We start from the raw sequence: 24,445 nt of genomic DNA, 5'->3' as shown, positions 1-24,445 counted from the left end.
GCCTTTTGCGGCAAGATGAACCGAATAAGACCAGAAAGTTACATGATGAAGGCGAGCACGAAGCCGATGAGGGCAAGAGCCTCGGCCAGGGCGGCACCAAGAATGAAGTTGGTGAACAGACGGCCCTGCAGCTCGGGCTGGCGGGCGGTACCCACGCAGCAGCCGTAGCAGGCAATGCCGATGCCGATGCCAGGGCCGATGGCGCCCAGGCCGTAGCCGACAACCTTCAGAGCGGCAAGAATGATGGTAGTTTCCACAGTTTCCTCCTTTGGACGATTTCGAGCGGTTTCTCAAAATCCTTTAGACGATATGGCTACCGGCCGTGGAAAGACCGGGTAAACCCGAATGGGGTGGGATGCCCTAGTGGGCAGAGGTGGCCAGCTGGATGTACACCGAGCTGAGCACGGTGAACACGTAGGCCTGCAGGAAGGCAACCAGCGTCTCGAGGGCGTACATGGCCACGAGCAGCAGGAACCAGGGAATGGTGATGACGCCGGTGACGACATCGAAGGACTGGATGCCCACCGTCAGGAACACAGAGGACGCCAGGGCGAAGATGCCGAGCACCATGTGGCCGGCGAACATGTTGCCGTAGAGTCGGACGGCCAGGGTGAGCCAGCGGATGATGGTGGAGAACAGCTCCAGGAACCAGATGATGGGAACCATCACCACGGGCAGGCCGGAGGGGGCCAGCGACTTCAGGTAGCCGATGCCGCCCTTGGCCTTGATGCCCCAGAAGTTGAAGTAGATGAAGGAGATGGTGGCCAGCGCCCAGGTAACCGAGATGGTGCCGGTAGGCGTCTTGCAGCCGGGAATAAGGCCGACGAAGTTGGACACCAGAATGAAGAAGAACATGGTGGCCAGGAAGGGCACGTGCTTCTTGAAGCCCGCGCCGATGATGCCCTCGCCCATGTCGTTGCGCACGAACTGATAGCCGTACTCAACCATGTTGACGAACTTGTTGGAGGGGATCAGCGTCAGCTTGTTCGCCACCACCATGATGATGGCCAAGGTGATGAGCCAGCAGATGACCATCCACAGGATGTACTGGGTCATGCCGCCGAACACGATCGTGGGATCGAAAGATGCCTTAAGATGAGGCACTTCCTCGGAGAGCAGTGCAAGAGCGTCCACGTATCTACCTTTCCTCTTGTTATTTCCTAACCAGCCGGACAATGCCAAAGGCAATGGCAACGACCGACAGGGCTACGGCTTCCGCGAGAACGAAGGGCATCGCAAAATCGCGGGCAAACGTGATGCAGACAAAGGCAAAGGCGAACATCAGGGCGAACGAGACAATGAGTGCGATGATGAGAATGCTCATGTGTCCGAAGTTGCTCGTTGCCGTGGCGTACTTCGTAAGGTGCAGGCCAACCATGAGCGGGATGAATCCCACTACTCCAGCCAATGCCCCCAGTGCGATTGCTCCTGCCATAACCTGCTTTCGTTTGGGCGCTTTCGCGCCGTAAACCCAATAAACCGCTACGTATAATAACGGCTTCGTGACAAAAGGGGTCAAGAACTGAACTTTAATTGGTGAGCGGTGAAAACTTCACGTGGTTGGACGCGCTCTGATCTGGGAAAATTTTGCAACTGCACAATTTTTGACATACTGGCAGCACAGAGGGGCTGTCGCTCCGTCAATAGCGACAGCCCCTCTGCGATAAAGCCTTTGGCAGTTGCGAGCCCGCGCTCTCCCCTACTCCGCTTCCTTCTCCCCCGTGTACTCGCGCACGAGAATGCCCGACTCGGCAAGCATCTGCTGGGAGAGCTCGTCGGGGTACGGGTTCTGGTACACAATCTCGGTGATGCCGGCATTGATGAGCATCTTCGCGCACACCACGCAGGGCTGCGTATTCACATAGATGGTGGAGCCGGCAATGTCGATGCCGTAGCGGGCCGCCTGAATGATGGCGTTCTGCTCGGCGTGCAGCCCGCGGCAAATCTCGTGACGCTGACCGCTGGGCACTCCCAGCTGCTCGCGCAGGCACCCCGTCTCCGAACAATGAGCCAAGCCCGTGGGCACGCCGTTGTAGCCCGTGGCCAGAATGCGTCGGTCCTTCACGATGACGGCCCCTACCCCGCGGCGCAGGCAGGTGGTGCGGGTGGCCACGTCGTTGGCCATCTTCATGAAGTACTCGTCCCAACTGGGACGGTTATCCGGATTCGTCACCTAGCTCCCTGCCTTTCTTGCCTTTCATTGCTGCATTCTGATTGCTCGCGCTCGCTTCGCTTGCGCTTGCTCTGGCTTGCCTGACTGCTCTTGCTGTCCGCGGCACTCGGCCGCGACCCCGCTCCGGGCACGCGCCGCTCCGCTGCTCGGCCTGCGGCCTCGTGCGCTGCGCTCCCTCATGCATTTACTGGGCGACCTTCGGTCGCTTTTTCTTTTTGGTGTTCAGACGGTGCCCTTCGGGGGTCCCGGCCGAGCGCCGCTGCTCTTCTGAACAAGAAACAAGAACGAACTACTCGGTGCCGAAGATGCGGTCGCCGGCGTCGCCGAGGCCGGGGACGATGTAGGCGTTTTCGTTGAGGCCCTCGTCCACGGCGCAGGCGTAGACGACGAGGTCGTCGTCGGCGGCCAGCAAGCGCTCGATGCCCTCGGGGGCGGCTACGATGCACAGAAAGCGGATAGTGCCCGTGACGCCGGCTTCGCGCAGGTACTCGATGGCCGCAGCGGCAGAGCCGCCCGTGGCCAGCATGGGATCGAGCACGTAGACGCGGCGGCTGGCAATGTCGCGGGGCAGCTTGTCGTAGTAGCTTTCCGGCTCGTGGGTTTCCTCGTTGCGCTGCATGCCCAGATGGCCCACGCGAGCCGTGGGAATGACCTCCAGCGCGCCGTCCACCATACCGAGGCCCGCGCGCAGGATGGGCACGAAGGCCACCTTGCGGCCAGTGATCTGCTTGGCGTCGAAGGGCGCGATGGGCGTGTGGATGAAGACGTTCGTGAGCGGCAGGTCGCGCGTGGCCTCATAGGTCTCGAACAGCGACAGCTCGCTGACGATGTCGCGGAACTCGTTCGAGGGGGTGTGCTTGTCGCGCAGAATCGACAGCTTGTGCTGCACGATAGGATGGTCGAGGACGACTACTCGGTCGTTGTTCATAGCTTTCCTTTCCGAACGCTCTTCCCTTGCTGCGATTCTACTAGTATTCCAGTCCGGGGTACAAGGGGTGGGCTTCCAGCATGGCGTCCACCTTCTTGCGGACGTCGGCCAACTTGGCCTCGTTGTCGGCGTTGAAGACCGTGGTGGCGATGAGCTGACCCACCTCGTAGAAGTCCTCGGCGGTGAAGCCGCGGGTGGTGGCGGCGGCAGAGCCGACGCGGATGCCGCTGGTGACGAAGGGCGAACGCTGCTCGTTGGGGATGGAGTTCTTGTTCACCGTCAGGCCCACGGACTCCAGCAGCTTCTCGGCGTCCTTGCCGGTGATGTCGGAGGCCGTGAGGTCCACCAGGCACAGATGGTTGTCGGTGCCGCCGGACACCAGGCGCAGGCCGCCATCGGTCATGCCCTGGCCCAGAGTGCGGGCGTTCTCCACCACGGCCTCCATGTAGGTGCGGTAGTCGGGCTTCAAAGCCTCGCCGAAGGCCACGGCCTTGCCGGCGATGACGTGCATGAGCGGGCCGCCCTGGGCGCCGGGGAAGATGGCCTTGTTGATCTTCGCGCCCAGCTCCTCGTTGTTGGTGAGGATGAAGCCGCCGCGCGGGCCGCGCAGGGTCTTGTGGCTGGTGGACGTGACAATATCGGCATGGGGCACCGGATTGGGATGCAGGTCGGCAGCCACCAGGCCGGCGATATGGGCCATATCGATCATGAGATAGGCGCCCACCTCGCGGGCGATGGCGCCCATGCGCTCGAAGTCGATGAAGCGCGGGTAGGCGCTGGCGCCGCCCACGATGACCTTCGGACGCACTTCCTTGGCCAGGCGCTCCAGCGCGTCGTAATCGATAGTCTCGGTTTCCGGATCCACACCATAGGAAACGATGTTGTAGAGCAGGCCGGAGAAGTTCACGGGGCTGCCGTGGGTGAGGTGGCCGCCGTGATCAAGGCTCATGCCGAGCACCGTGTCGCCGGGCTCGATGATGGAGAGGTACGCGCCGAAGTTCGCGCTGGCGCCGGAATGGGGCTGCACGTTGGCGCACTTCGCACCGTAGAGCTGGCAGGCGCGATCGCGGGCCAGATCCTCCACCATGTCCACTTTCTCGCAGCCGCCGTAGTAGCGCTTGCCGGGGTAGCCCTCGGCGTACTTGTTGGTAAGCACGCTGCCCACGGCCTCCATGACCGCCCGCGAGGTGAAGTTCTCGGACGCGATAAGCTCCACCGAGCCGCGCTGACGCGCCAATTCCTCACGCAAGCACTCAGTTACCTGCGGATCCTCCGCTGCTAGAAACTCAAGAGCCATTTCTCTCCAATCATTCGACAATTTTCTCTTTCACAGGTTCGCTCAAGGAAGTCAGAGCCGACGGAACTAGTCAAGACTCATAATCTTTTCGACACGGCCGGCGTGGCGACCGCCGCCGAAATCCGTGGACAGGAACGTGTCCAGAATGCGCTCGTTGTCCTCAAGAGCCACGAAGCGGCCGGACAGGGTGATGACGTTGGCGTCGTTGTGCTCGCGGCACAGGGCGGCGAACTCGGGAGTGATGATGTTGGCGGCGCGGATGCCAGGCACCTTGTCGGCGGCCATGGCCATGCCAATGCCCGTGCCGCACACGAGCACGCCGTAGTCGACGGCGCCGTCGGCCACGTCCTGGGCCACGGGAACGGCGAAATCGGGGTAGTCGACGCGGTCGTCGGAATCGGGGCCGCGGTCGATGACGTCGTAGCCCTTCCCCACCAAGTAATCAACCAGGGCCTGCTTCTGCTCGAAGCCGGCGTGATCGCTTCCAATGCTGATGCGCATGGGTGCTCCTTCTCGCGAAGTTTTCGTCTCGCCCATTGTAGGCGCAGCGCGCGGCCCCGCGGGCGAGGTTTCTCCAAGATGCACTAACTGCGCACGCGGGCGACGGCCTCGTGCCATCCGTCGATGCGGCGTGACCGTTGGGCCTCATCGAAGGTGGGCAGGAAGCGCTCCTCCCCTTCCCGCAACGCGCGCAGGGCCTGCACGTCGGGCCAGAAACCCGTGGCCAAGCCGGCCAGAAACGCCGCGCCCAGGGCCGTGGTCTCCGCGTTGGCCGGACGGCGCAGCGGGCAGCCTAGCATATCGGCCTGGAACTGCATGAGGAAGTTGTTGGTGGCCGCTCCCCCGTCCACGTTGAGCGTGGTCAGCGGCACCGAGGAGTCCTCGTTCATGGCGTGCACCAAATCGCACACCTGGTAGGCCAGGGCCTCCAGGGACGCCCGCACAATATGGGCGCGGCCCGTGCCGCGAGTGAGCCCCAGAATGGCCCCGCGGGCCTCGGCGTCCCAGTAGGGCGCCCCTAGCCCCGTGAAGGCCGGCACCACATAGACGCCGTCGGTGCTGGGCACGCTGCGGGCGATGGCATCGGTCTCGGTCACGTTCTCGATGATGCCCAGTTCGTCGCGGAGCCACTGGATAAGGGCCCCGGCCACAAAGACGCTACCTTCCAGGGCGTACTCGAGCCCCTCGGTACCAGGGGCCGACGCGGCCACCGTGGTGATGAGTCCGTTGCGCGTGCGGCAGGCCTCGTGACCGGTGTTCATAAGCAGGAAGCAGCCGGTGCCGTAGGTGTTCTTCGCCTGGCCCGGGTCGAAGCAGCACTGGCCGAACAGGGCCGCCTGCTGGTCGCCCGCCACCCCGGCAATGGGGATGCCCTGGACAAGGCCGGGGTTCGCCGTGGTACCGAAGCAGCCCGCCGAGGGCCGTACCTCGGGCAGCAGCGATGCGGGAATGCCGAAGAGTTCCAGCAGGTACGGATCCCAGCAGCCCTCGTGGATGTTGAAGAGCATGGTGCGGCTGGCGTTCGTCACATCGGTGGCATGGACCGCCCCGTAGGTGAGCTTCCAGATAAGCCAGCTGTCCACGGTGCCAAAGGCCAGCTCGCCGCGCTCGGCCCGTTCGCGCGCGCCGGGCACCTCGCCCAAAATCCAGGCGATCTTGCTGGCCGAGAAGTAGGCATCGGGAATAAGCCCCGTGCGCGCCGTGATCTCCTCCGCCACCACCGGGTCGGCAGTCAGCGCCTCGATCATGGGCGCGGTGCGCCGGCACTGCCACACAATGGCGTTGCAGATGGGCTCGCCGGTAGCGCGGTCCCACACCACCGTGGTCTCGCGCTGGTTGGTGATGCCGATGGCGTCGATGTCCTCGGGGCTGACGCTGTAGGTGAGCAGCAGCTCGGTGAGCGCGCCCAGCTGCGAGGACAGGATGTCGTGCGGATCGTGCTCGACCCAACCGGGCTGCGGGTACAGCTGTGCGAAGGGGCGCTGCACGGAACCGACGGCCCTGCCGGCTCGGTCGATGAGCATGGCGCGCGATGAGGTGGTGCCTTGATCGAGGGCGATTACGTACTTCTTCATGCACGCGCCTCTACCCAGTCGAGGATGTAGCGGTAGACGTCTTCTTTGCCGTATTCGTTGAGGATTTCGTGGCGCATGGCGGGATAGAGTTTGAGGGTGACGTCCTCGGCTCCCGCCTGCTCCATGGCCTCGGCGGCTTTGGCGACGCCCTTGCCGCACTTTCCTACGGGATCGGCCTCGCCGGCTATGTAGAGCAGCGGCAGGGCGTGCGGGGTGGCGGCCAGGGTCTTCGGGCTGGCGGCGCGGTGGGCCAGCTCGGTCAGGGTGGCGTAGGCGCCGGCGCCGAACATGAAGCCTGTGGTCTCGTCGGCCATGAACTCGTCGGCCACCTGCGGATCGCGGGAGAGCCAGTCGAAGGGCGTGCGGGCATCCTTAATGGCGCGGCTATAGGCGCCATCGGCCAGGCTGTGCAGCAGCTCGCTCTTGTAATCGTTGCCGCGCACGCGGGCAATGAGGCGCGCCAGCTGGTTGCCGGCCGCCGACACCACCGTGGACTCGTTGGCCGTGCCGCAGATGATAGCGCCCGTGAGTCCTTCGCCGTACTGGGGCAGGTAGCTGCGCACCACCAGCGAGCCCATGGAGTGGCCGAACAGGAAATAGGACGTGCCCGGCACCACCTGCTGGGTAAGCATGAGGCGCATCTGCTGCACGTCCTTGATCATGGCCTGAGCGCCCGTGTCCGCATCTACCACGCCGCGATCGATAGCCGTAGCCGCCGTCGAGCCGTGGCCGATGTGGTCGTGGCCGCCCACCAGGAATCCCTGGGAAGCCAGAAAACGGGCGAAATCATCGTAGCGGCTGATATGCTCGGCCATACCGTGGACCAGCTGCACCACGCCGCGCGGGCGGAACAGACCCAGCTGGTCGGGGCTGCCCTCCAAACGCTCCATGGCCAGCGGCACCCAGAGCACGCCGTGCACCGCGCTCGTGCCGTCGGCGGAGGGAAACTCGAATTCCGTCCGTCCCACCGCTTCCTGAGCCTCTGTCATAGGAGCACTCCTTTCACCAAGTCAAACGAAAGAGCCCCGGCGCGCAAGAGGCGCGGGGCGTCCGCGGTGCAGTCTAGCACCGTGGAAGCGGCCTCGGGCGATCCCGCGGCGTCTGTCGCGCAACCGTGGGCTGCGGGGCCCGCAGGCGCTTCGACAGCGCTTGCCAGCGACATCCCATCGCTTGGTTGCCCCTTGGCCGCAGGCTCTGGCACGAAGACCCCCGCCGTGGCGTCCACCAGGGCCGAATCGAGGTCTTCGAAGCGAACTGGCGCCAAAGCGCCGGAAGGATTGGCCGAGGTGACGGCCAAGGGACATCCGGCCGCCCGAATAAGCGCCAAGGCCTCGGGGGAAGCGGGCATGCGCAAGCCGATGGTGCCCGCTTGTGACTGGAAGGCGAGGGGCACCGCCGCCGAGGCGCGCACCACCAACGTCAGCGCACCGGGCCAGAAGGCCTCGGCCAACCGTCGGGCGTAGGCGGGCACGGCCTTACCGTAACGCTCAAGGTCGTCGGGACTGGCCACGAGCCACGCCACCGGCTTGTCGGCGGGACGATGCTTGGCCTCGAACAACCGCTGAGGGCCGGGGGCCGCCTCAACGGCCACCCCCACGCCGTACACCGTGTCCGTCGGCAGCACCACGGCCTCGCCGCGGTCCAGGCAGTCCGTCGCCTCGGCCAAGGAAAGCCGCTTCATCGCGCCTCCCCCTTCTGGCACTCCCCCACAATGGCCTCGGCCACGCGCAGACCGTCCACGGCCGCGCTGGTGATGCCGCCGGCATAGCCGCCGCCCTCACCGCAGGGGTAGAGCCCGGCAATATTCGTCTGGAATCCCTCGTCGCGCACAAGGCGCACGGGGCTCGAGCTGCGAGCCTCGATGCCCGTCATCACCGCCTGGGGATGGGCGAAGCCGGCCAGCTTGCGATCGAGCAGGGGGAAGGCCTCCTCCAGGGCGTCGGTCACAAACGGCGGCAGGCACTGGTGCAGGTCGGCCCAGACCACGCCCCGCGGATAGGTGGGTTTCACCTCCGTGCTGGCGGCGCCCGCTTTGCCGGCGCGGAACTGCTTCACCGTCTGGGCTGGGGCCAAATAGCTGAAACCGCCCAGGTCGAACGCGGCATGCTCCCACTGACGCTGGAAGGCCACACCCTCCAAGGGGTCGTTCCCGGGCAGGTCGTCGGGACGCACCTCCACCAACAGGGCGCTATTTGCGTTCTTGCCCGCACGAGCATGGCGGCTCATGCCGTTCACGCACACACCGCCGGCCTCGCTGGCCGCGGCCACCACCTCCCCACCGGGACACATGCAGAAGGTATAGACCCCGCGGCCATCATGGGTCTTCACCGCCAGCTTGTAGTCGGCCGCGCCCAAAGCCGGGTGCGCAGCGGACGGCCCGTACTGGGCCCGGTTGATCAGCGCCTGGGGATGCTCGATGCGCACGCCCACGGCGAAGGGCTTGCGCTCGAGCACCACCCCCGCCTTCGACACCAGCTGAAAGGTGTCGCGGGCGGAATGCCCGCAGGCCAGCACCACGCGATCCGTGGCCACCGTCTCGGTAGCCCCCGTGCGCTCGTCTTTGAGCACGACACCGACTACAGCACCTTCCTCCACCTCCACGTCGACCAGGCGCGTGAGGAAGCGCACCTCGCCGCCGGCCTCTTGGATGGCCTCGCGCAGGTGGCGAACTACCTCCACCAGCAAGTCGGTGCCAATATGGGGCTTCGCATCGACCAGAATGTCCTCAGGCGCCCCCGCCTCTACGAAGGCCTCCAGCACGTGGCGAATATGGGGGCTCTTGATGCCCGTGCCCAACTTTCCGTCGGAAAACGTGCCGGCTCCCCCTTCGCCGAATTGGATGTTGGTAACGGCGTCGAGGGGACCGCCCGCGGCGAAGGCGTCCACCGCCCGTGTGCGGGCATCCACATCGGCGCCGCGCTCGACCACCAGGGGCCGCAGACCGGCGCGGGCCAGATACAGCGCGCAGAACAATCCCGCAGGGCCCATGCCCACCACCACAGGACGCAGCTCGGACGCTTCCACCCGGGGAACCGTCAGCGGAGCCGTCGGCTCGTAGGGCTTCACCGTCACGCCCTTGCGGGGCATGGGAACTGCACCCTCGGCCAAGGCGACCGCCACGGTCACCACCCCATGGACGTTCGACTTCTTACGCGCGTCAATGGAGCGCTTCAGCAGCCTTAAGCTTTTCACCTGGCTCGCTGACAGCTTCAGGGCACGGGCCACTTCGCGTCGAAAAAGCGCCTCGTTTTCGGGCAGAAGCGCATCGAGCGACACGGGGATGTTGGACACCTGAATCATGAATGCGCTCCCTCTATCACAGCCGCCGCTCCGCGACCGGCCAAGAGCCCCGAGGCCCAGGCCCAGTGCAGGTTGTAACCGCCGCAGGGGGCGTCCACATCAGCCGCCTCACCCGCCACGAACAGTCCGGGCACCGCGCGTACCCGACCCGTGGCTGCGTCCAGCGCCTCCACGGCCACGCCGCCGCGATGCACCTGGCACTGGCGCTCGTCGCCGATGCCTGTCACGGGCAGCCGCAGCCCCTTGAGCACGGCCGCCACGGCCGCAACATCGGAGGACGCCGCGCCTCCGTCCGCGCTATCGGAAGCGCCCACGGCGCTGACCACCTGTTCGCCCCGCACCGAGGCCGCTTTCAGCAGCACCTCGGCCACTGGGGCCAGCACCATGCCGCGCAGAACATCGTCCCAGGTGGCGGGATGGTCCAGTACCGCGCTCAGGGCACAGGCGCGCTCCGCGAGAAACGCGAACGCCTCAGCCCCGGCCACCACAGGCAGGAAATCCACTGCCAGCTCGTCGCCCGGCTGGGCCAGACGACTCAGGTTGAACGCCGCAATGCCCGAGACGCCGTACTTGCGAAACATCACTTCGCCGCGCTCCCGTGCCACCAGCGATGTGCCCCGCCACAGCTCCAGGGCGCCGCGCACGCGAATGTTGTCCAGCTGCCGCGGATAGGGAGACTTCACGGCCAAGGGCCCCAGCGTGAGAGCCGTCTTTACGAAAGGAAGGCCCGCGGGCAAAAGACGCGGGGCCACGCGGCCGCCCACCGCCACTATCACGGCATCGGCTCGCTCAAAGCGCCCGTCGGCCAAACGGAGCGTGAACCGCGCACAGCGCTCACCAGGGGCCTCTATCGCCTCCACGGCGCTGTCGCACACCAGATTTACTCCCGCAGCTTCAAGGCGCGCCCGCAGGCAGTCGAGCACCGAAGTGGCCTTGTTAGCCAAGGGATACAGGCGGCCCTCCCCCTCTTCGCGCCACACCAGGCCGCTTTCGGCGAAGAACGAGAGCACCGCGTTGGGACCGCCGGGCAGCACCGAGAGCGCCTCCGAGGTCGAGGACACGCCAGATGGCTCCACGCCAGCGGCCTGGGCCTCCAGCACCTCCAACGCCGCCGCCACATGGGCACCGTTGCGGTAAAGCTCCGGCTCGATAACCGCGTTGGAGAAGTTGCAGCGGCCGTTGCCCGTGGCCAGAATGGAGCGGCCCACGCGGTCGGAGGCCTCGTACACCGTGACGGAAACGGGTGCCGGACCCGGGGCCTCCGTCGCCTTGCGAGCCGCCTCAGCGGCCGCAATAGCCGCCGTCAGGCCCGCCGCGCCGCCACCTATGATTGCAATGGTTTTCATGCCCCCAGTATAAAAGAAAAGCGACCCTCCGAAGAGAGTCGCTCGTGTTCGTTATGCCAAACCCACAGGTTCGCTTGCCCCGCCAGGCCGTTCGGAACCGATTACTTGTTTTCCAGCTGCGGGATGGGGGTTTCGTCGCGCTCGTCGAGATGGCCCTCATAGACGTAATGGCGCGTCTCGCGGGCAATGAGACCCGAAAGCGCCAGCACCATGATGATGTTGGGGATGGCCATAAGAGCGTTGGTGATGTCGGACACCGTCCACACCACTTCGCCCACGCCGATGGCGCCCAGGAAGGCCACGATCACGTAGAGCACCTGATAGGGGCGGATGGCGCGCTTGCCGAACAGGTAGGTGACGCAGCGGTTGCCGTAGTAGCTCCAACCCAAGATGGTGGAGTAGGCGAACAGGATCATGCCCAGCACCAGGATGGGCGTGCCAATGTAGGGAATGCTGGCAAAGGCCGCGCTGGACAGAGCCGCGCCGGCGGAAATGTTGCCGGCCATGATCTCGGCCTGCAGCTCAGCGTTGCCCAGCATGGTGGACACCAGCACCAAGCCCGTGAGCAGGCAGATGATCACCGTATCCCAGAACGTACCGGTCATGGACACCAGGGCCTGACGGGCCGGGTTGCGCGTCGCGGCCGCCGAGGCCACGATGGGCGCCGAGCCCAGGCCGGACTCGTTGGAGAACAGGCCGCGGGCGCAGCCGAACTGCAGGGCCAGCATGAGGCCCGAGCCCAGGGCACCGCCGAAGGCGGCCTTCGCCGTGAAGGCGCTCTCGACAATGAGGCAGAAGGCCGGCCAGATCAGCTCCCAGTTCATGCCCAGGATAACCACGCAGCCCCAGATGTAGGCCAGGGCCATGAACGGCACCAGCTTCTCGCACACGCTGGAGATAACCTTCACGCCGCCGAAGATAACCACGGACACCATGATGACAATGGCCAGGCCGATGCCCCAGGCAGGCACGCCGGGCAGGTTGGTGGAGATAACCTCGGTCATGGCGGAGGACTGCACCGCCGAGCCGATGCCGAAGGAGGCCACGGCGGCGAACAGGGCGAAAGCGCCGGCGCCGAGCAGCGCCCACCACGGCGTGTTGCCGTTCTTGTCCTTGAAGGCGCGCTTCCAGGCGTACATGGCGCCGCCGAGCATGTTGCCGTTGTGGTCCTTGACGCGGTACTTCACCGCGGCGAAGGTCTCGGAGTACTTGGTGGCAATGCCGAACACGCCGGTAATCCACATCCAGAACACCGCGCCCGGGCCGCCGGCGATAATGGCCGTGCCCACGCCGACGATGTTGCCCGTACCGATAGTGGCGGACAGCGCCGTGCACAAGGCGCCGAACTGGCTGATGTCGCCGGGGGCATCCGGGTCCTTCGTCACCGACAGCTTGATGGCCGTGGGCAGCTTGCGCTGAATGAAGCCGGTGCGGAAGGTCAGGTACAAATGCGATCCCAGAAGCAGGATGAGCATCGGCGGACCCCACACAAAGCCGTCGATGCTGTTGATGATATCGACCAGCATATCCAAAGCGGTTCTCCTCTCCCATGAGGCTTGCAGCTTGGCGCCGCAGCGTCCCCCGATACCGGCTGCGCCGCTGGGAGCACTTTAACGCACTAAAGTATCCGCATTATAGGCAGAGAAGATGAGCGTTTTTGTTAACAATAGGAGAAATACCAGTGAACGGGCTCGGCTCAGCGGGCAGACGCCCTAGAACTGCGGCCCCTTCGTCAGCGGCACGGGCTCGTCGGCCACTTCGTCAAGATGGTCCTCGTAGACGAAATGCTTCGTCTCGCGGGCAATCATGCCCGACAGCAGCAAGATGGCGATGATGTTCGGAATGGCCATAAGGGCGTTGCCGATATCCGAGATGGTCCACACCACATCGCCCACGCCGATAGCGCCCAAAAACGCCACAGCCACGTACACTATCTGGTAGGGCTTGATGCCCTTGGAGCCGAACAGGTAGGCCACGCAGCGGTTGCCGTAGTAGCTCCAGCCCAGGATGGTGGAGTAGGCGAACGAGCACATGCCCAGCACCAGAATGGGCGTGCCCAGGTACGGGATTTCCGCAAAGGCCGCCGAAGCCAGGGCCGCGCCGGTAAAGATGGAGGGATTAGCGAGGATTTGCTCTTGGATGTCCGGGTTCATGATCATGGTGGACACGAGCACAATGCCCGTCAGCGCGCAGATGACCACGGTGGACCAGAAGGCGCCGGTCATGGAGATAAGCGCCTGCTCGGCCGGATTGCGCATCTTGGCCGCCGCCGCCACAATGGGAGCCGTGCCCAAACCCGACTCGTTGGAGAACAGACCGCGGGCGCAGCCGTACTGCAGCGCCATCATCAGGCCCGACCCCACAGCACCACCGAAAGCGGCCTTAGGAGTAAAGGCGCATTCCACGATAAGACCCAGGGCATCGCCCAGCACGGTGCCGTTCATGATGATGATAACCACGCAGCCCAGGGCATAGGCACCCGCCATAATGGGCACGAGCCACTCGCACACCCGCGCAATAGAGCGCACGCCGCCGAAGATGACAGCTGCTACCGCGGCCACAATGATGATGGCCACGACCCAGGCGGGAATCACGGGAATGGAAGACGTGACAATACCGGAGATAGCTGCCGCCTGCACCGCGGAGCCCGTGCCGATAGTGGCGATAACGGCGAAGCCCGCGAAGGCCACCGCACCCAGCGTGGCCCACCAGGGCACCGAGCCGTCCTTGCGGGCGAAGGCGCGCTTCCACACGAACATGGCGCCGCCCATCATGGCCCCGGACTTATCGCGCACACGGTACTTTACCGCCGCGTAGGTTTCCACGTACTTGGTGGCAATGCCGAAGATGCCGGCAATCCACATCCAGAACACCGCGCCGGGGCCGCCGGCCAAAATGGCCGTGGCCACGCCCACGATGGAGCCGGTGCCGATAGTAGCCGCCAAGGCCGTGGCCAGGGCGCCGAAGCTGGAGATATCGCCTTTGCCGTCCGGGTCGCTTTTGATGGACATGCGGATGGCCTTCGGCAGCTTGCGCTGGATGAAGCCGGTGCGGAAGGTCAGGTAGATGTGGGTGCCCAGCAGAAAGGCAATCATGACCGGGCCCCACACGAACGAGTCTATGGTGTTAAGTAATTCAATCATGGAGAGGATTGTACCCTACTTCGCTCGGACCGCTCCCCTCGCCGTCAATTCTTGACAAGTGGTTACCAAGCTACGGGGTTCCAGGAGCCGTCGATGTCGCAGATCCAGGCTTCGGCGTCGTCGATGGTGAAGAAGGTGAGGCGCTCGTCGTCGGCGCTTTCCCAGGCCTCTCCCAGACCCACCATGTGCTCGAAGCCTTCCTGGCGCACCTGGGCGTTGGCGCGGTCCTCCAGGTTCGCCTTGCCGCGCATGATGACCCAGCCGCTACCGGGCTTCCAGGCGGTCAACTCTACCTGCGGGTTGGCCTGCATCTCGCGGTAGACGTCCTTGGTGGTGGCGGTGCAGAACTGGATCTCGCCGTCCTGGATGGCGGCGAAGCTGAAGGGGCGCACGTGCGGCTTTGCCCCCTCGGGCGTTTCCTCCACGGTGGCCAGGTACCAGGCGGGGACGCTGGTAAGGTAGTCTACGATGGTTTCGATGCCGTTCATTCTGAGTCCTTTCTTTGTTGCGCGGCGGTCGCTTCGCTCCTCCGCGGAGCCGGGGCTTCCTATCTAGTTGCTTCTTTTCTGCGGAGGTCGCTTTGCTCCTCCGCAGTGCCGGGCGGGAGCCCTCCGCGGGCACGCGCCGCTCCGCTGACTCGCTTCGCTCGGGCGCTGCGCTCCTTCATGCTTTTACTGGGCGATCTGCGATCGCCTTTTCTTTTTGGTGTTCAGACGGTGCCAGCGGAGGGCTCCCGCCCGGCACCGCTGCTCTTACTTACCTGACTAACTTACTTGCTACAACACGATGAAGTTCGTGGCTATGACGGCGACGAGCATCAGCGCTAAGGCTCCGGTGCCGACGGCGTCGCGCCAGGTCATGCGCAGGGGGGCCAGACGGGTACGGCCGTTGCCGCCGTGGTAGCAGCGGGCTTCCATGGCCAGGCTCAGGGTTTCGGCGTGGCGGAAGGCGCTGGTGAACAGCGGGATCATGAGGGCCGTGAGGGTCTGCACTCCCCCCTTGAAGGGATTGACGTTGAAATGGGCTCCACGGCTGATCTGGGCACGGTAGATAATGCCCAGCTCGGTCATGAACTGGGGCAGGAACCGCAGCGCAATGCCGAGGATCATGCCCAGCTCGTGGGCCGGCACGCCCAGTTTCGCCAGGGGCATCAGCAGCCGCTCGAAGGCCGCGGTGATGTCCAACGTGGTGGTGGTCAGCGTCAGCAGGCTCATGCCCAGCAGCAGCAGGAACAGGCGGCAGCCGATGAACACGGCCGATTGCAGGCCCTTCTCGCTGATGCAGATGATGCCCCACTGAAAGTAGATCTCGCCGCCCTGGACGAACAGCACGTTCAGCAGCGCCGTGAACACTACCAGGATAAGCAGCGGGCCGATGGCGCCCACCGCCCGCAGCAGCGGGATGCGCGCCGCGGCGTAGAAGCCCACGATGAACAGAGCCGCTACCGCCAGCGCCAAGGGCGTGGCCGCACAGAACACCGCCACCATGAGCACGATGGACAGGAGGAACTTCACGCGGGGGTCCATGGCGTGGACCAGGGACTCCTCGGGCCAGTACTGGCCGATGATGGCGCGATCACCCATGGTCGGCCTCCAAGGCGTCCGTCGACGGCACGTCGCCCTCTCCTTCAGCCTCCACGATGTCCACCAGCACAGCATCGCCCGCGCCCTCAGATGCCGGGACGCCACCCAGCTGGGCAGCCAAATCGTCAGCAAGCGCCGCCTCGCTGTAGAGAGCGCGTGGCAAAGCGAAGCCTGCCTCGCGCAGCAGGCTGGCGAAAGCCTGAGGGGCCGGTGCGCCGAGGCCGATGGCCTTCAGCGCCGGGGCATCGGCGAACACCTCGGCCGGCGTGCCCAGAGCGAACACTTCGCCCTCGGACAGCACCAGAATGCGATCGGACAGAGCGGCCAGATCCTCCATGGAGTGGGACACCATGACCACGGTCAGGCCACCGGCGTGCAAGTCGGCAATGAGCTGCAGGAAGTCGGCGCGAGACAGAGGGTCTAAGCCCGCCACGGGCTCGTCGAGCACCAGCACGCTGGGCTCCATGGCCAGCACGCCGGCGAAGGCCACGCGGCGCTGCTGACCGCCGGACAGGTCGAAGGGGCTGCGCTCCCCCAGCTTGTCCACGTCCAGCCCCACCAATTCCAAACCGTGGCGCACACGGCGCTCCACTTCGTCCTCGGGCAGTTTCATGTTGCGCGGCCCGAAGGCCACGTCGTCGAATACCGTGTTGGCGAACAACTGGTTCTCGGGATACTGGAACACCAGCCCCACCGACTGGCGCACCTGATGGGCCACCCTCTTGTCGGCCAGGTCTTCCCCATCGGCCAGCACGCGGCCCTCGGTGGGGTGCACGAGCCCGTTCATATGCTGGATAAGGGTGGACTTGCCGCTGCCGGTATGGCCCGCAATGCCCAGAAACTCGCCGGGTTCCACGGTAAAGCTCACATGGCGCAGGGCCCACAGCGCATCGGGGGCATTGCCCCAGTCGGCTTTTTTCTCGTCCTTCTTGCCGCGACGCTTCTTGCGCGTGCGCGAGGAGGGGTCCACGTAGCTGTAGCTCACATCTTCGAACGCAAGGCGCATAGCTCCTCCTTCAGGGCGTCGTCGGTGATGCAGGTGGCCAGGGGCACCCCGCGCGCCTGCAGCTCCAGGGAAAGACGGCAGGCGAAGGGCACTTCCAGCGACAGCTCGCGCAGCTCGTGGGCACGGGTGAGCACCTCTTGGGGCGTGCCGTCCAGCCGCACCGTGCCGTGATCGAGAACCACCACGCGATCGGCCAGGGCGGCCTCTTCCATGTAGTGCGTGATCATGACCACGGTCATGCCGCTGTCGTGCAGCTCGCGCACCACACGCAGAAGGCCGGCCCGTCCGCGCGGGTCGAGCATGGCCGTGGCCTCGTCCAGAATGAGGATGGCCGGATCCATGGCCAGCACGCCGGCAATGGCCACGCGCTGCTTCTGGCCGCCGGAAAGCGCATTGGTCTCGTGCAGCTCGAAGCCCTGCAGGCCTACCTCCTTGAGTGCCCGGGTCACGCGATCGCGCAGCTCGGGCAGGGGCACACCCAGGTTCTCGGGGCCGAAAGCCACGTCGTTCTCGATGAGGCTGGCCACCAGCTGATCGTCGGGATTCTGGAACACCAGGCCCGCGTTCGAGCGGATGAAATAGGTGCTCTCCGGGTCGCGCGTGTCGCACGAGAAGACCAGCACCTCGCCCTCGTCGGGCGTGAGCAGGGCGTTGATGTGCTTGGCCAGGGTGGACTTCCCCGAGCCGTTGCCGCCCAGAAGGCAGAGGAACTGCCCCTGGGGCACCGTCAGGTTCAGGTGCTGGAAGACGAAGGACTCACCGTCGTAGGTAAAGCCCGCGTCACGGAAATCGACAAAGGTGTCGGACACTTACTTGCCTTTCACTTGGCTTTTCTTCGGGGTGATAAGGTTGGAGATAGCCTTGTACACAATGAGGGTCAGGATGGAGTTCAGCAGGCCCTTCAGCAGGTTGAAGGGAATGAGAATGGGCACAATCATGGCCACCACGGCGTCCAACGGCACACCGAGCCACGCCGGCGTTACCACCAAGTTGCCCAGCACCGCCATGACCACGGCGAACACAATGCCCAGAGCCAGGCCGGCAATAGCGCCCTTCAGCGTGTGCACGCGCTTGTAGACGAGGGCCGAGGGCAGAATGAAGCCAATGACCACCAGCAGGTTCATAACGGCGCCGGTGAAGTCAGCGAACAGAATGCCGTGGGCCACCACGCTGATGATGCCGCAGGCCAGGCCGGCCGCCGGACCGAAGGCGAAGCCGCAGACGGCGGCGGGCATGAGGGAGGCGTCGTAGGACAGCCAGGCCACGCCGGGCAGCAGCGGGAACTCCACGAAGGACAGCAGCACCGAGATGGCGCACAGAAGCGCGATGGTCACCAGCGTGCGGGTGGACCACACGTTGGTATTCTCGATGGTGGCCTGGGCCGTGGGGGCCTTCGGCGCCTTCACCGCGCCGACAGGATGATTGACGGGACTTTGAGCCATGGGGATCACCTCTTTCGGCGAGGTTGGTGCGAACCGGCGCCTCTTTTGCCTCGCCATAACAAAAGAAGCCCGTATGAACTCTTTTTCATACAGGCTTCTGTAGGTTCGCACACACCCTGTTGCAGGGCTGCGGCCGCGGGGCCGCCAGGCGCGAATCTCTGCCTCTTCCATCCGGACTGTAACCGTTGGCCTCGGATTTTCACCGAATCAGCCTGAACGCCGCAGCGCCCAGGGTCGCGGGCTTACGGGGGCCAAAGCCGCCGCGCTTACCGCCAGTGAGGATTTTCACCTCGCCCTGAAACAGAATTCACGAGAGGCATTGTAGAAGAATCGTAACCTACGCGCAAGGGGTCGTACCATTGGAAGCAGCCGCAGGGTTATAGGAGAGGCAAAACGTCCTCAAGTGCATCAATTCGCCGCTTTTTGGCAGAATGACTTGGAATTAGCAGAGCTCCGGGTGCGGAAAGGGGCACGGTGCGCTTTCCAGCGCGAGCGCAACGGGATGCCCCTAAAGCTCCTGAGCACGAACGAAGCTGCGCAAGGCCTCCTCGAGAAGAGCCGAGGCGGACGGGACGCGCTCTCGCTCCAACGGGGATGCGGTCGACGTACCCTGCGCCAGCACCCGCAGGTCGCGGGCATCGTAGAGCACCACGCCGTCCATATCGGCAATGCGGGGATCCACCACCTTGGCCCCCGGCGACGAAAGATCGAGTATGAGTATCGGCCGCCCGCGGCGAGCGCGCAAGACAGCGCGCATAAGGCGCCGGTTGATGGCAACGCCCGGCAGAGCCTCCGCAAGCAAAACGATGTCAGCAGTGTCCAGCAGCATGCCAGCGCCATCGCGCGACCCTACCCGGGCACCGCGGGCGCGCGCCACCGAGGCGGCCTCGTCGGGCCCCACAAACGAGAAGCCTCCGACGCCCTGGGCAGCCAAGGCGCGCGCAACCCCCTCGAGAAGCCCGTTTGCTCCCAGCAAGAGCACCTGACGGCGATCCAAATGGTCGAACACGCGCCCCGCAAAGACGACGGCTGTTTGGGCTAGTCGCCGCTCGTCGGATTCGCGAGCCGCCTCGCCCAGGCGCCCTTCGAGGCGCCGCGCCGCATCGAGCGCTGCAGACAGCTGCGGCCCCAAAGACCCCACTCGCTGCGCCTCGCCCTGAGCTCGGCGCAGGGCCGTCGCCATGCTATCGACAGAGGCTGAAGCCGTGCCGGACCCATCAGGCGCAGCCGTAAGACGCCCTGCGGCGCCCGAGTCCCGGGGGCCACCGCTTGCGCTGCCGGCCCGCCCTCCCGCGAGGGCGGGGGCAGTCGCGAATTCGTCGAGGGAAGCCACCGCTGCCAACAGATGCGTCACCGCGTCAACGCCTTCGGCATAGTAGCCGGCATCGGCAAGAGACGTGCCGGGGGCCAGCTGCTCCGCCACGGCAGCCAACGCCGTTTCGTAACCGTCCACGCCCGGTGCCAGGGAAAGGTACAACTCAACCCGGCCCGGCGCCACAACCACCAGCGCCTCGCTTACGCCGTGACGGGAGGCCAGGTGCTGCGCAAGGCGCACGCGAGCCACCCTGTCATCGAGGGCGGCGCGAAGCGCAGCAAAAAGGGGGCGACGCGGATTGATGCCTACCAGTACAAACGTCATAGTCCTACCCCGCCGAGACAGCTATGAGCACGAGCGCCAGCGCGCAGCCGGCAATGGCAAGCCACGCGCGTGCCCGCGAGCCCACCACGTAGGGAACCAGGAACGCGAAGACGGCATAGGCCACCCAGACCAGCCACACCGCCACCGACAGCGCCATGCGCGGTATCAGATAGGCCAGATTGCCCGCGCACCCCGCATTGACCATGGCTGCATAGATGGCCACCAGGTGGGTGACGCCAACGAGGATGGCCGCCGTGAATACCACCAGGCCGGCCAGGGCCGTTAACCGCGCAATCTTTCCCAGCGTGTCCAGAGAGGGCGCGTCCAGCGAGAGCACCTTGGCGCTGCGCTGACGCACAAGACGCTGCTGGTACAACTGGATAGCCGAGGCCACCGCACTGGTGGCGAAGAAGGCGCAGGCCAGAAACACCAGTACAATATGAGGCAGCAGCAAAGGCCACTGGTAGAAGGCCATGTTATCGGCATCGAGGGGATCCAAGATGCGCATCCACACCGCCACCGCCACGAGCACGGCAATCACCAGGCAGGCCACCGCGGCAATACTCATACCGCGACGGGTGACGGCAACGCCGATGGCCGTGACCACAGCCAGCACCCACGAGGCCAGCATCACAATATTGGGGCCCGAGAGTAGCGTGCCCGCCGTACGCATCGATTCGCAGCCAATCAGCGCCGTATGAGCCAGCACCGCTACGAAGAACAGCGCTTTCCCGGCACGCACGGCCTGGGCGCGATCGCGCACCACGCCATAGAGACCCGCGGCCCCAGCGGCACCGTACAGCAAAATATCCAGCAAGGAACAGACGAACAAGATCACAGGCGACGCGACTCCTTCCCCAACGATAACCCCAGGATAGCGGAAGCCGCGCGCCCCACCATCCCCTGTTCGGGCTAAACCGCTAGCGGCGGCAGAGGATGCCCTGCTCGAAGCCGTAAGCCACCAAAGCCGCGCGGTTGGCGCGACCGGATTTCGTGATCATGTGGGCCAAGTGGGACTTCACCGTCTGCTCGGACAGCGACAGGCGCTCGGCAATCTCGCGGTTCGAGAGCCCCTGGGCAATGTGATAGAGAATCTGCTGCTCACGCACCGTAAGCACGCAGTCGGGATCGGCAACGAAGATCATGGCAAAGCCGGCGAGACACCCTAGGCGAAGTCGTAGAGGTCGCGGGTGGCCTCCTGGAAGTCGGCGTAAACCTCAGCAGCGATAGCCTCGTCGGTGACCAGCTCGAAGGCCTCGGGCTGACCGTCGTCGTCAAGCTCGGTAACCTCAAGCAGCACCACTTCCCCCGAGGAGCAGGCGGGGTTGTCCTCGTCCACCGGGAAGAAGAACCCGTAGGAGCGGTCGTCCTTCAGGATGAGCCCCAGGAACTCCAGGTCGACGGTGTCGCCCTTCTCGTCGGAGAAGGTCAGGGTGATGCCCTCTTCCGTGGGCGGGCAGAAATTAGGAGCCGAACCTTCACGTACCATGGATTCGCCTTTCGTTCGATTGAGCTAGGAGGCCGCGGGCCGGGTGGTCTGCGGCGGTGTCTGAGCGCCCCCTGGAGAACGCGGCCAGTAAGAAGCAGATTCCACTTCGCCAGCACCAGGGCGGGGATAGTACCGGCTTATGGGCATCGTTTCCTCTGCTTCTGTTGCCGCGTTCGGAAGGGGATCAGCGCGAAGTCTCCGCCGCAGGCCACCCGGCCCGCGGCTTGACTGGCGCTAAGCTACTGCGCTCTTCCGTGCTTGTGCTTCTTCTTTTTGTTGCTGACCTTCTTCGACTGCGCGCCGGCCTCGGCGTAGCCTACGGCCACGGCGCCGCCGGGATTGCCGTTGGCGGGCTTCTCCGAAGCTGCTGCAGCGGCCTCCACCGTAGTGGCCGGCTTCATAGCCTCAAGACGAGCCACCGGAATCTGGGCAATGCCCGTGGAAGCCGAGTGGTCGAACTCGAAGAGACCGATCTCCGTGCCGTACTTCTTCTGCAGCTTCGCGAACTTCGGCTCGCGGGTCTTCCACATGCAGTAGAGCGGACAGGCGATGGCGATGGACGAGTAGGAGCCGGCAATAAGGCCGATGGCCATGGCGAAAGCGAAGTCCTTCAGGGTCTCGCCGCCGAACAGCAGCATGGCGAAGACGGGGATGAACGAGGTGAGCGTCGTGTTGATGGTACGAATGAACACCTGGTTCATGGAGTGGTTGGCCATGGTCATGAAGGTGCAGCGGATGTCCTCGCCCTTCATGTTGTCGTTGATGCGGTGGAACACCACCACGGTGTCGTAGAGCGAGTAGCCCAAGATGGTAAGCAGGGCGGCGATGGTGTTCGGGTTGACCTCGCGACCCACTAAAGCGTAGATGCCCACCACTAGGATAAGGTCGTGGAGCAGCGCCACAATGGCCATGACGCCCATCTTGTACTCGAAGCGGATGGCAATGTAGACGATGATGAGCAGGATGGACACCAGGAACGCGATAAGCGAGCTTTGGATGACGCTGGCGCCCCAGTCAGGGCCGATGGTGGTAACTTCGAAGTCGCTGGCTGTCATGCCCAAGCTGTCGGCCACCTGGTTGGCATGGGCCGTGGCGTCCTCGGCCGACGTGGTGGTGGTGCGCACCAGGAAGCCGGGCTCGCCGTTGGTAGTCGTGGTCTGAATGACGGCGTCAGGCTCGCCGGCCTCGTCGAAAGCCGTGCGCATCTGCTCGGTGGTGATGTCGCCGGTACCGTGGAAGGCCACCGAGGTGCCGCCCACAAACTCAATACCGAAGTTCAGGCCGCGCACGCCCACAACGACGAAGCACAGCACCATGGCCACCGCGGCCACGGTCAGGAAGATCTTGCGGAAGCCCAGGAAGTTGATGTCGTGCTTGATGAAGCGACCCTTGATCTTGCGCACCGCCGCCACGGTCTTCGAGGCGTCGGCCGGATCGTCAGCCTCCACAATATCGCGGGTTTCCGCGGCGTTCATCTGAGAGCCAGTCTCGGCCTCGCGCTCAGACACGCCCTCAATGGCGGCCAACTCAGCGTAGCCCTTCGAGGCTTCGATGGAGTCCTTAATGCCCCAGAAGCCGGGGTGCTTGGCAATGATCTTCGGAGCCAGCAGGCGGATGAGCGGGGCCTTGAAGATGACCATCATGACAATGTCGCAGATAATGCCCAGGGCCAACGTCATGCCGAAGCCCTTGACCGACGAGGCGGCCAGGAAGAACAGGCAGAGCGCCGACACCATGGTAACCAAGTCAGCGTCAATGGAAGTGAAGATGGCGTGGCGCACGCCGGTGATGGAAGCGGCCTTCACCGAGCGGCCCATGCGAATTTCCTCACGGAAGCGCTCGACCGTCAGAATGGACGAGTCGGCCGCCATACCGATGGTCAGCACGATGCCGGCAATGCCCGCCAGCGAGAGGCTGAACAGATGGAAGGCAGACAGCGCCGCCAAGATGCCCAGATACAGCACGGCGAACACGAGCATGGCCGCTGCCGTAATGGTGCCCAGGCCCTTGTAGAAGAACAGCAGGTAGAGCATAACCACGGCCAGGCCGATAAGGGCCACCAGCACGCCAGACGCCAGGGCGTCCTGACCCAGCGTGGGACCGACTACCTGAGACTGAGCGTACTCGAAGGACACGGGCAGCGAGCCGGACTCCAGGATGGTCTGGAGGTTCTTGGCCTCGTCCAGCGTGTAGTTACCCGTGATGGACACTTCGCCGTTGGGGATCTCGGACTGAACGGCCGGCGCCGACTGAACTTCACCGTCAAGGATGATGACAATCTGGCCATGATCGGCCACCAGGTCGCGAGAGGCCTCGGCGAAGGCCTTGGTGCCCTGGGCGTTCAAGCTAATGTTCACCGCATAGTAGGTGCTTCCCTCGGATTCGCGACCCACGGTCACGTTCGTGATATCAGCGCCCGTGACGATGGGCGTGTAGGTGCCGGGCTCTACCTCCAGGTTCTCGGTCTTGCCCGAGGGGAAGGAGTTGCCGAAGCTGTCGGTGACGGTGCCCTCGCCAGCGTACTGGCCGCTTTCGATGGCGCTCTTCACCTCTTCGTCGGTAAAGGAATCCAGGCGGGCAAACTCCAGAGAGCCGGTACGGCCAATGGTGGCCAGGGCCTCTTCGGTGTCCGCCAAGCCCGGGATCTGCACGAGAATCTGATCGGAACCCTGCTCCTGCACCGTGGCCTCGGAAGCGCCCAGAGCGTTGACGCGGCTCTCGATGATGGCGCGGGACTTCTCCATGTCCTCCGGGGTGACCGCCTGGCCGTCCGTGGACTTAGCGGTGAGCACTACCGACAGACCGCCCTGGATGTCCAGGCCCTGGTTGATCTTCTCGTTCGGCGGGGTGAACAGCACCACCGATACGACAACGAGGATAGTGGTGAGGATAAGCAGCCACACATTGCGGCGATCGGCCGTGCGGGCCGGCTTCTTCTTGACAGTGCGCTCCAGTGCCATGGGATGCATGCTCCTTGAGGGTTCGTTCGCGTCTCGCTTGCTTACAACAGGGTCGGGCAAGAGC

24 protein-coding genes and 1 riboswitch are annotated in these 24,445 nt (G+C 64.7%); all 24 genes read right to left on the bottom strand.

Annotated elements, in window-relative coordinates; translation table 11 throughout:
* Nucleotides 1–38 precede the first annotated feature (38 nt).
* Nucleotides 39–257: an ATP synthase F0 subunit C gene (atpE, locus tag PZH32_RS07870; protein WP_275207394.1), complete on the bottom strand. Its 219-nt coding sequence runs from the start codon at nucleotides 255–257 to the stop codon at nucleotides 39–41.
* A 103-nt stretch (nucleotides 258–360) separates the two neighbouring features.
* A complete protein-coding gene (gene atpB / locus PZH32_RS07865) occupies nucleotides 361–1,134 on the bottom strand; it encodes a F0F1 ATP synthase subunit A (protein WP_275207393.1) in 774 nt (257 codons plus the stop codon).
* A 19-nt stretch (nucleotides 1,135–1,153) separates the two neighbouring features.
* Nucleotides 1,154–1,435 carry a hypothetical protein gene (locus PZH32_RS07860; protein WP_275207391.1) on the bottom strand — a complete coding sequence of 94 codons (282 nt, stop codon included), beginning with the start codon at nucleotides 1,433–1,435 and terminating at the stop codon, nucleotides 1,154–1,156.
* Between the two features lie 264 nt (nucleotides 1,436–1,699).
* Nucleotides 1,700–2,173: a deoxycytidylate deaminase gene (locus PZH32_RS07855; RefSeq protein WP_275207390.1), complete on the bottom strand. Its 474-nt coding sequence runs from the start codon at nucleotides 2,171–2,173 to the stop codon at nucleotides 1,700–1,702.
* Nucleotides 2,174–2,462: 289 nt separating this feature from the next.
* Nucleotides 2,463–3,101 carry a uracil phosphoribosyltransferase gene (gene upp / locus PZH32_RS07850; protein WP_275207388.1) on the bottom strand — a complete coding sequence of 213 codons (639 nt, stop codon included), beginning with the start codon at nucleotides 3,099–3,101 and terminating at the stop codon, nucleotides 2,463–2,465.
* A 40-nt stretch (nucleotides 3,102–3,141) separates the two neighbouring features.
* Nucleotides 3,142–4,398, bottom strand: coding sequence for a serine hydroxymethyltransferase (gene glyA / locus PZH32_RS07845; RefSeq protein WP_275207387.1), 1,257 nt, complete (start codon nucleotides 4,396–4,398; stop codon nucleotides 3,142–3,144).
* A 66-nt stretch (nucleotides 4,399–4,464) separates the two neighbouring features.
* Nucleotides 4,465–4,899 carry a ribose 5-phosphate isomerase B gene (gene rpiB, locus PZH32_RS07840; protein WP_275207385.1) on the bottom strand — a complete coding sequence of 145 codons (435 nt, stop codon included), beginning with the start codon at nucleotides 4,897–4,899 and terminating at the stop codon, nucleotides 4,465–4,467.
* 83 nt (nucleotides 4,900–4,982) lie between these two features.
* Nucleotides 4,983–6,473 (bottom strand): glycerol kinase GlpK, encoded by a 1,491-nt coding sequence (gene glpK, locus PZH32_RS07835; RefSeq protein ID WP_275207384.1) that lies wholly within the window; start codon nucleotides 6,471–6,473, stop codon nucleotides 4,983–4,985.
* The gene (locus PZH32_RS07830; protein ID WP_275207382.1) at nucleotides 6,470–7,462 is read right to left on the bottom strand and encodes an alpha/beta fold hydrolase; all 993 of its coding nucleotides are present in this window, start codon (nucleotides 7,460–7,462) and stop codon (nucleotides 6,470–6,472) included. Before PZH32_RS07830 ends, glpK begins: the two co-directional genes overlap by 4 nt.
* Nucleotides 7,459–8,154, bottom strand: coding sequence for an L-threonylcarbamoyladenylate synthase (locus PZH32_RS07825; protein ID WP_275207380.1), 696 nt, complete (start codon nucleotides 8,152–8,154; stop codon nucleotides 7,459–7,461). The genes PZH32_RS07830 and PZH32_RS07825 overlap by 4 nt, the downstream gene beginning before the upstream one ends.
* Complete coding sequence (locus tag PZH32_RS07820; RefSeq protein WP_275207378.1) at nucleotides 8,151–9,773, bottom strand: NAD(P)/FAD-dependent oxidoreductase; 1,623 nt, start codon at nucleotides 9,771–9,773, stop codon at nucleotides 8,151–8,153. Before PZH32_RS07820 ends, PZH32_RS07825 begins: the two co-directional genes overlap by 4 nt.
* Nucleotides 9,770–11,119 (bottom strand): FAD-dependent oxidoreductase, encoded by a 1,350-nt coding sequence (locus tag PZH32_RS07815; protein WP_275207377.1) that lies wholly within the window; start codon nucleotides 11,117–11,119, stop codon nucleotides 9,770–9,772. The genes PZH32_RS07820 and PZH32_RS07815 overlap by 4 nt, the downstream gene beginning before the upstream one ends.
* Before the next feature lie 101 nt (nucleotides 11,120–11,220).
* Nucleotides 11,221–12,645: an alanine/glycine:cation symporter family protein gene (locus PZH32_RS07810; RefSeq protein ID WP_428994027.1), complete on the bottom strand. Its 1,425-nt coding sequence runs from the start codon at nucleotides 12,643–12,645 to the stop codon at nucleotides 11,221–11,223.
* A 186-nt stretch (nucleotides 12,646–12,831) separates the two neighbouring features.
* Nucleotides 12,832–14,262 carry an alanine/glycine:cation symporter family protein gene (locus PZH32_RS07805; RefSeq protein ID WP_275207374.1) on the bottom strand — a complete coding sequence of 477 codons (1,431 nt, stop codon included), beginning with the start codon at nucleotides 14,260–14,262 and terminating at the stop codon, nucleotides 12,832–12,834.
* Nucleotides 14,263–14,324: 62 nt separating this feature from the next.
* A complete protein-coding gene (locus PZH32_RS07800) occupies nucleotides 14,325–14,750 on the bottom strand; it encodes a pyridoxamine 5'-phosphate oxidase family protein (protein ID WP_275207373.1) in 426 nt (141 codons plus the stop codon).
* 288 nt (nucleotides 14,751–15,038) lie between these two features.
* Nucleotides 15,039–15,845, bottom strand: coding sequence for an energy-coupling factor transporter transmembrane component T family protein (locus PZH32_RS07795; RefSeq protein ID WP_275207372.1), 807 nt, complete (start codon nucleotides 15,843–15,845; stop codon nucleotides 15,039–15,041).
* Nucleotides 15,838–16,851: an energy-coupling factor transporter ATPase gene (locus PZH32_RS07790; protein WP_275207371.1), complete on the bottom strand. Its 1,014-nt coding sequence runs from the start codon at nucleotides 16,849–16,851 to the stop codon at nucleotides 15,838–15,840. Before PZH32_RS07790 ends, PZH32_RS07795 begins: the two co-directional genes overlap by 8 nt.
* Entirely contained in the window at nucleotides 16,827–17,660 is an 834-nt protein-coding gene (locus PZH32_RS07785; RefSeq protein ID WP_275207370.1) for an energy-coupling factor transporter ATPase, read from the bottom strand. Before PZH32_RS07785 ends, PZH32_RS07790 begins: the two co-directional genes overlap by 25 nt.
* Complete coding sequence (locus tag PZH32_RS07780) at nucleotides 17,661–18,293, bottom strand: ECF transporter S component (RefSeq protein ID WP_275207369.1); 633 nt, start codon at nucleotides 18,291–18,293, stop codon at nucleotides 17,661–17,663.
* A 155-nt stretch (nucleotides 18,294–18,448) separates the two neighbouring features.
* Nucleotides 18,449–18,600, bottom strand: a riboswitch (FMN riboswitch).
* Between the two features lie 201 nt (nucleotides 18,601–18,801).
* Nucleotides 18,802–19,932 (bottom strand): hypothetical protein, encoded by a 1,131-nt coding sequence (locus PZH32_RS07775; protein WP_275207368.1) that lies wholly within the window; start codon nucleotides 19,930–19,932, stop codon nucleotides 18,802–18,804.
* A 4-nt stretch (nucleotides 19,933–19,936) separates the two neighbouring features.
* Entirely contained in the window at nucleotides 19,937–20,770 is an 834-nt protein-coding gene (locus PZH32_RS07770) for a hypothetical protein (RefSeq protein WP_275207367.1), read from the bottom strand.
* Nucleotides 20,771–20,852: 82 nt separating this feature from the next.
* On the bottom strand, nucleotides 20,853–21,077 hold the full coding sequence (locus tag PZH32_RS07765) for a response regulator transcription factor (RefSeq protein ID WP_275207366.1): 225 nt from the start codon (nucleotides 21,075–21,077) through the stop codon (nucleotides 20,853–20,855).
* Between the two features lie 20 nt (nucleotides 21,078–21,097).
* Nucleotides 21,098–21,421: a DUF1292 domain-containing protein gene (locus PZH32_RS07760; protein WP_275207365.1), complete on the bottom strand. Its 324-nt coding sequence runs from the start codon at nucleotides 21,419–21,421 to the stop codon at nucleotides 21,098–21,100.
* Between the two features lie 239 nt (nucleotides 21,422–21,660).
* Nucleotides 21,661–24,381: a protein translocase subunit SecD gene (gene secD / locus PZH32_RS07755; protein ID WP_275207364.1), complete on the bottom strand. Its 2,721-nt coding sequence runs from the start codon at nucleotides 24,379–24,381 to the stop codon at nucleotides 21,661–21,663.
* Nucleotides 24,382–24,445: the final 64 nt, after the last annotated feature.

The sequence above is a fragment of the Adlercreutzia equolifaciens genome, from assembly GCF_029076695.1.
GTDB classification, from domain to species: domain Bacteria; phylum Actinomycetota; class Coriobacteriia; order Coriobacteriales; family Eggerthellaceae; genus Adlercreutzia; species Adlercreutzia equolifaciens_A.
This window is presented reverse-complemented; position numbering and strand designations above follow the sequence as displayed.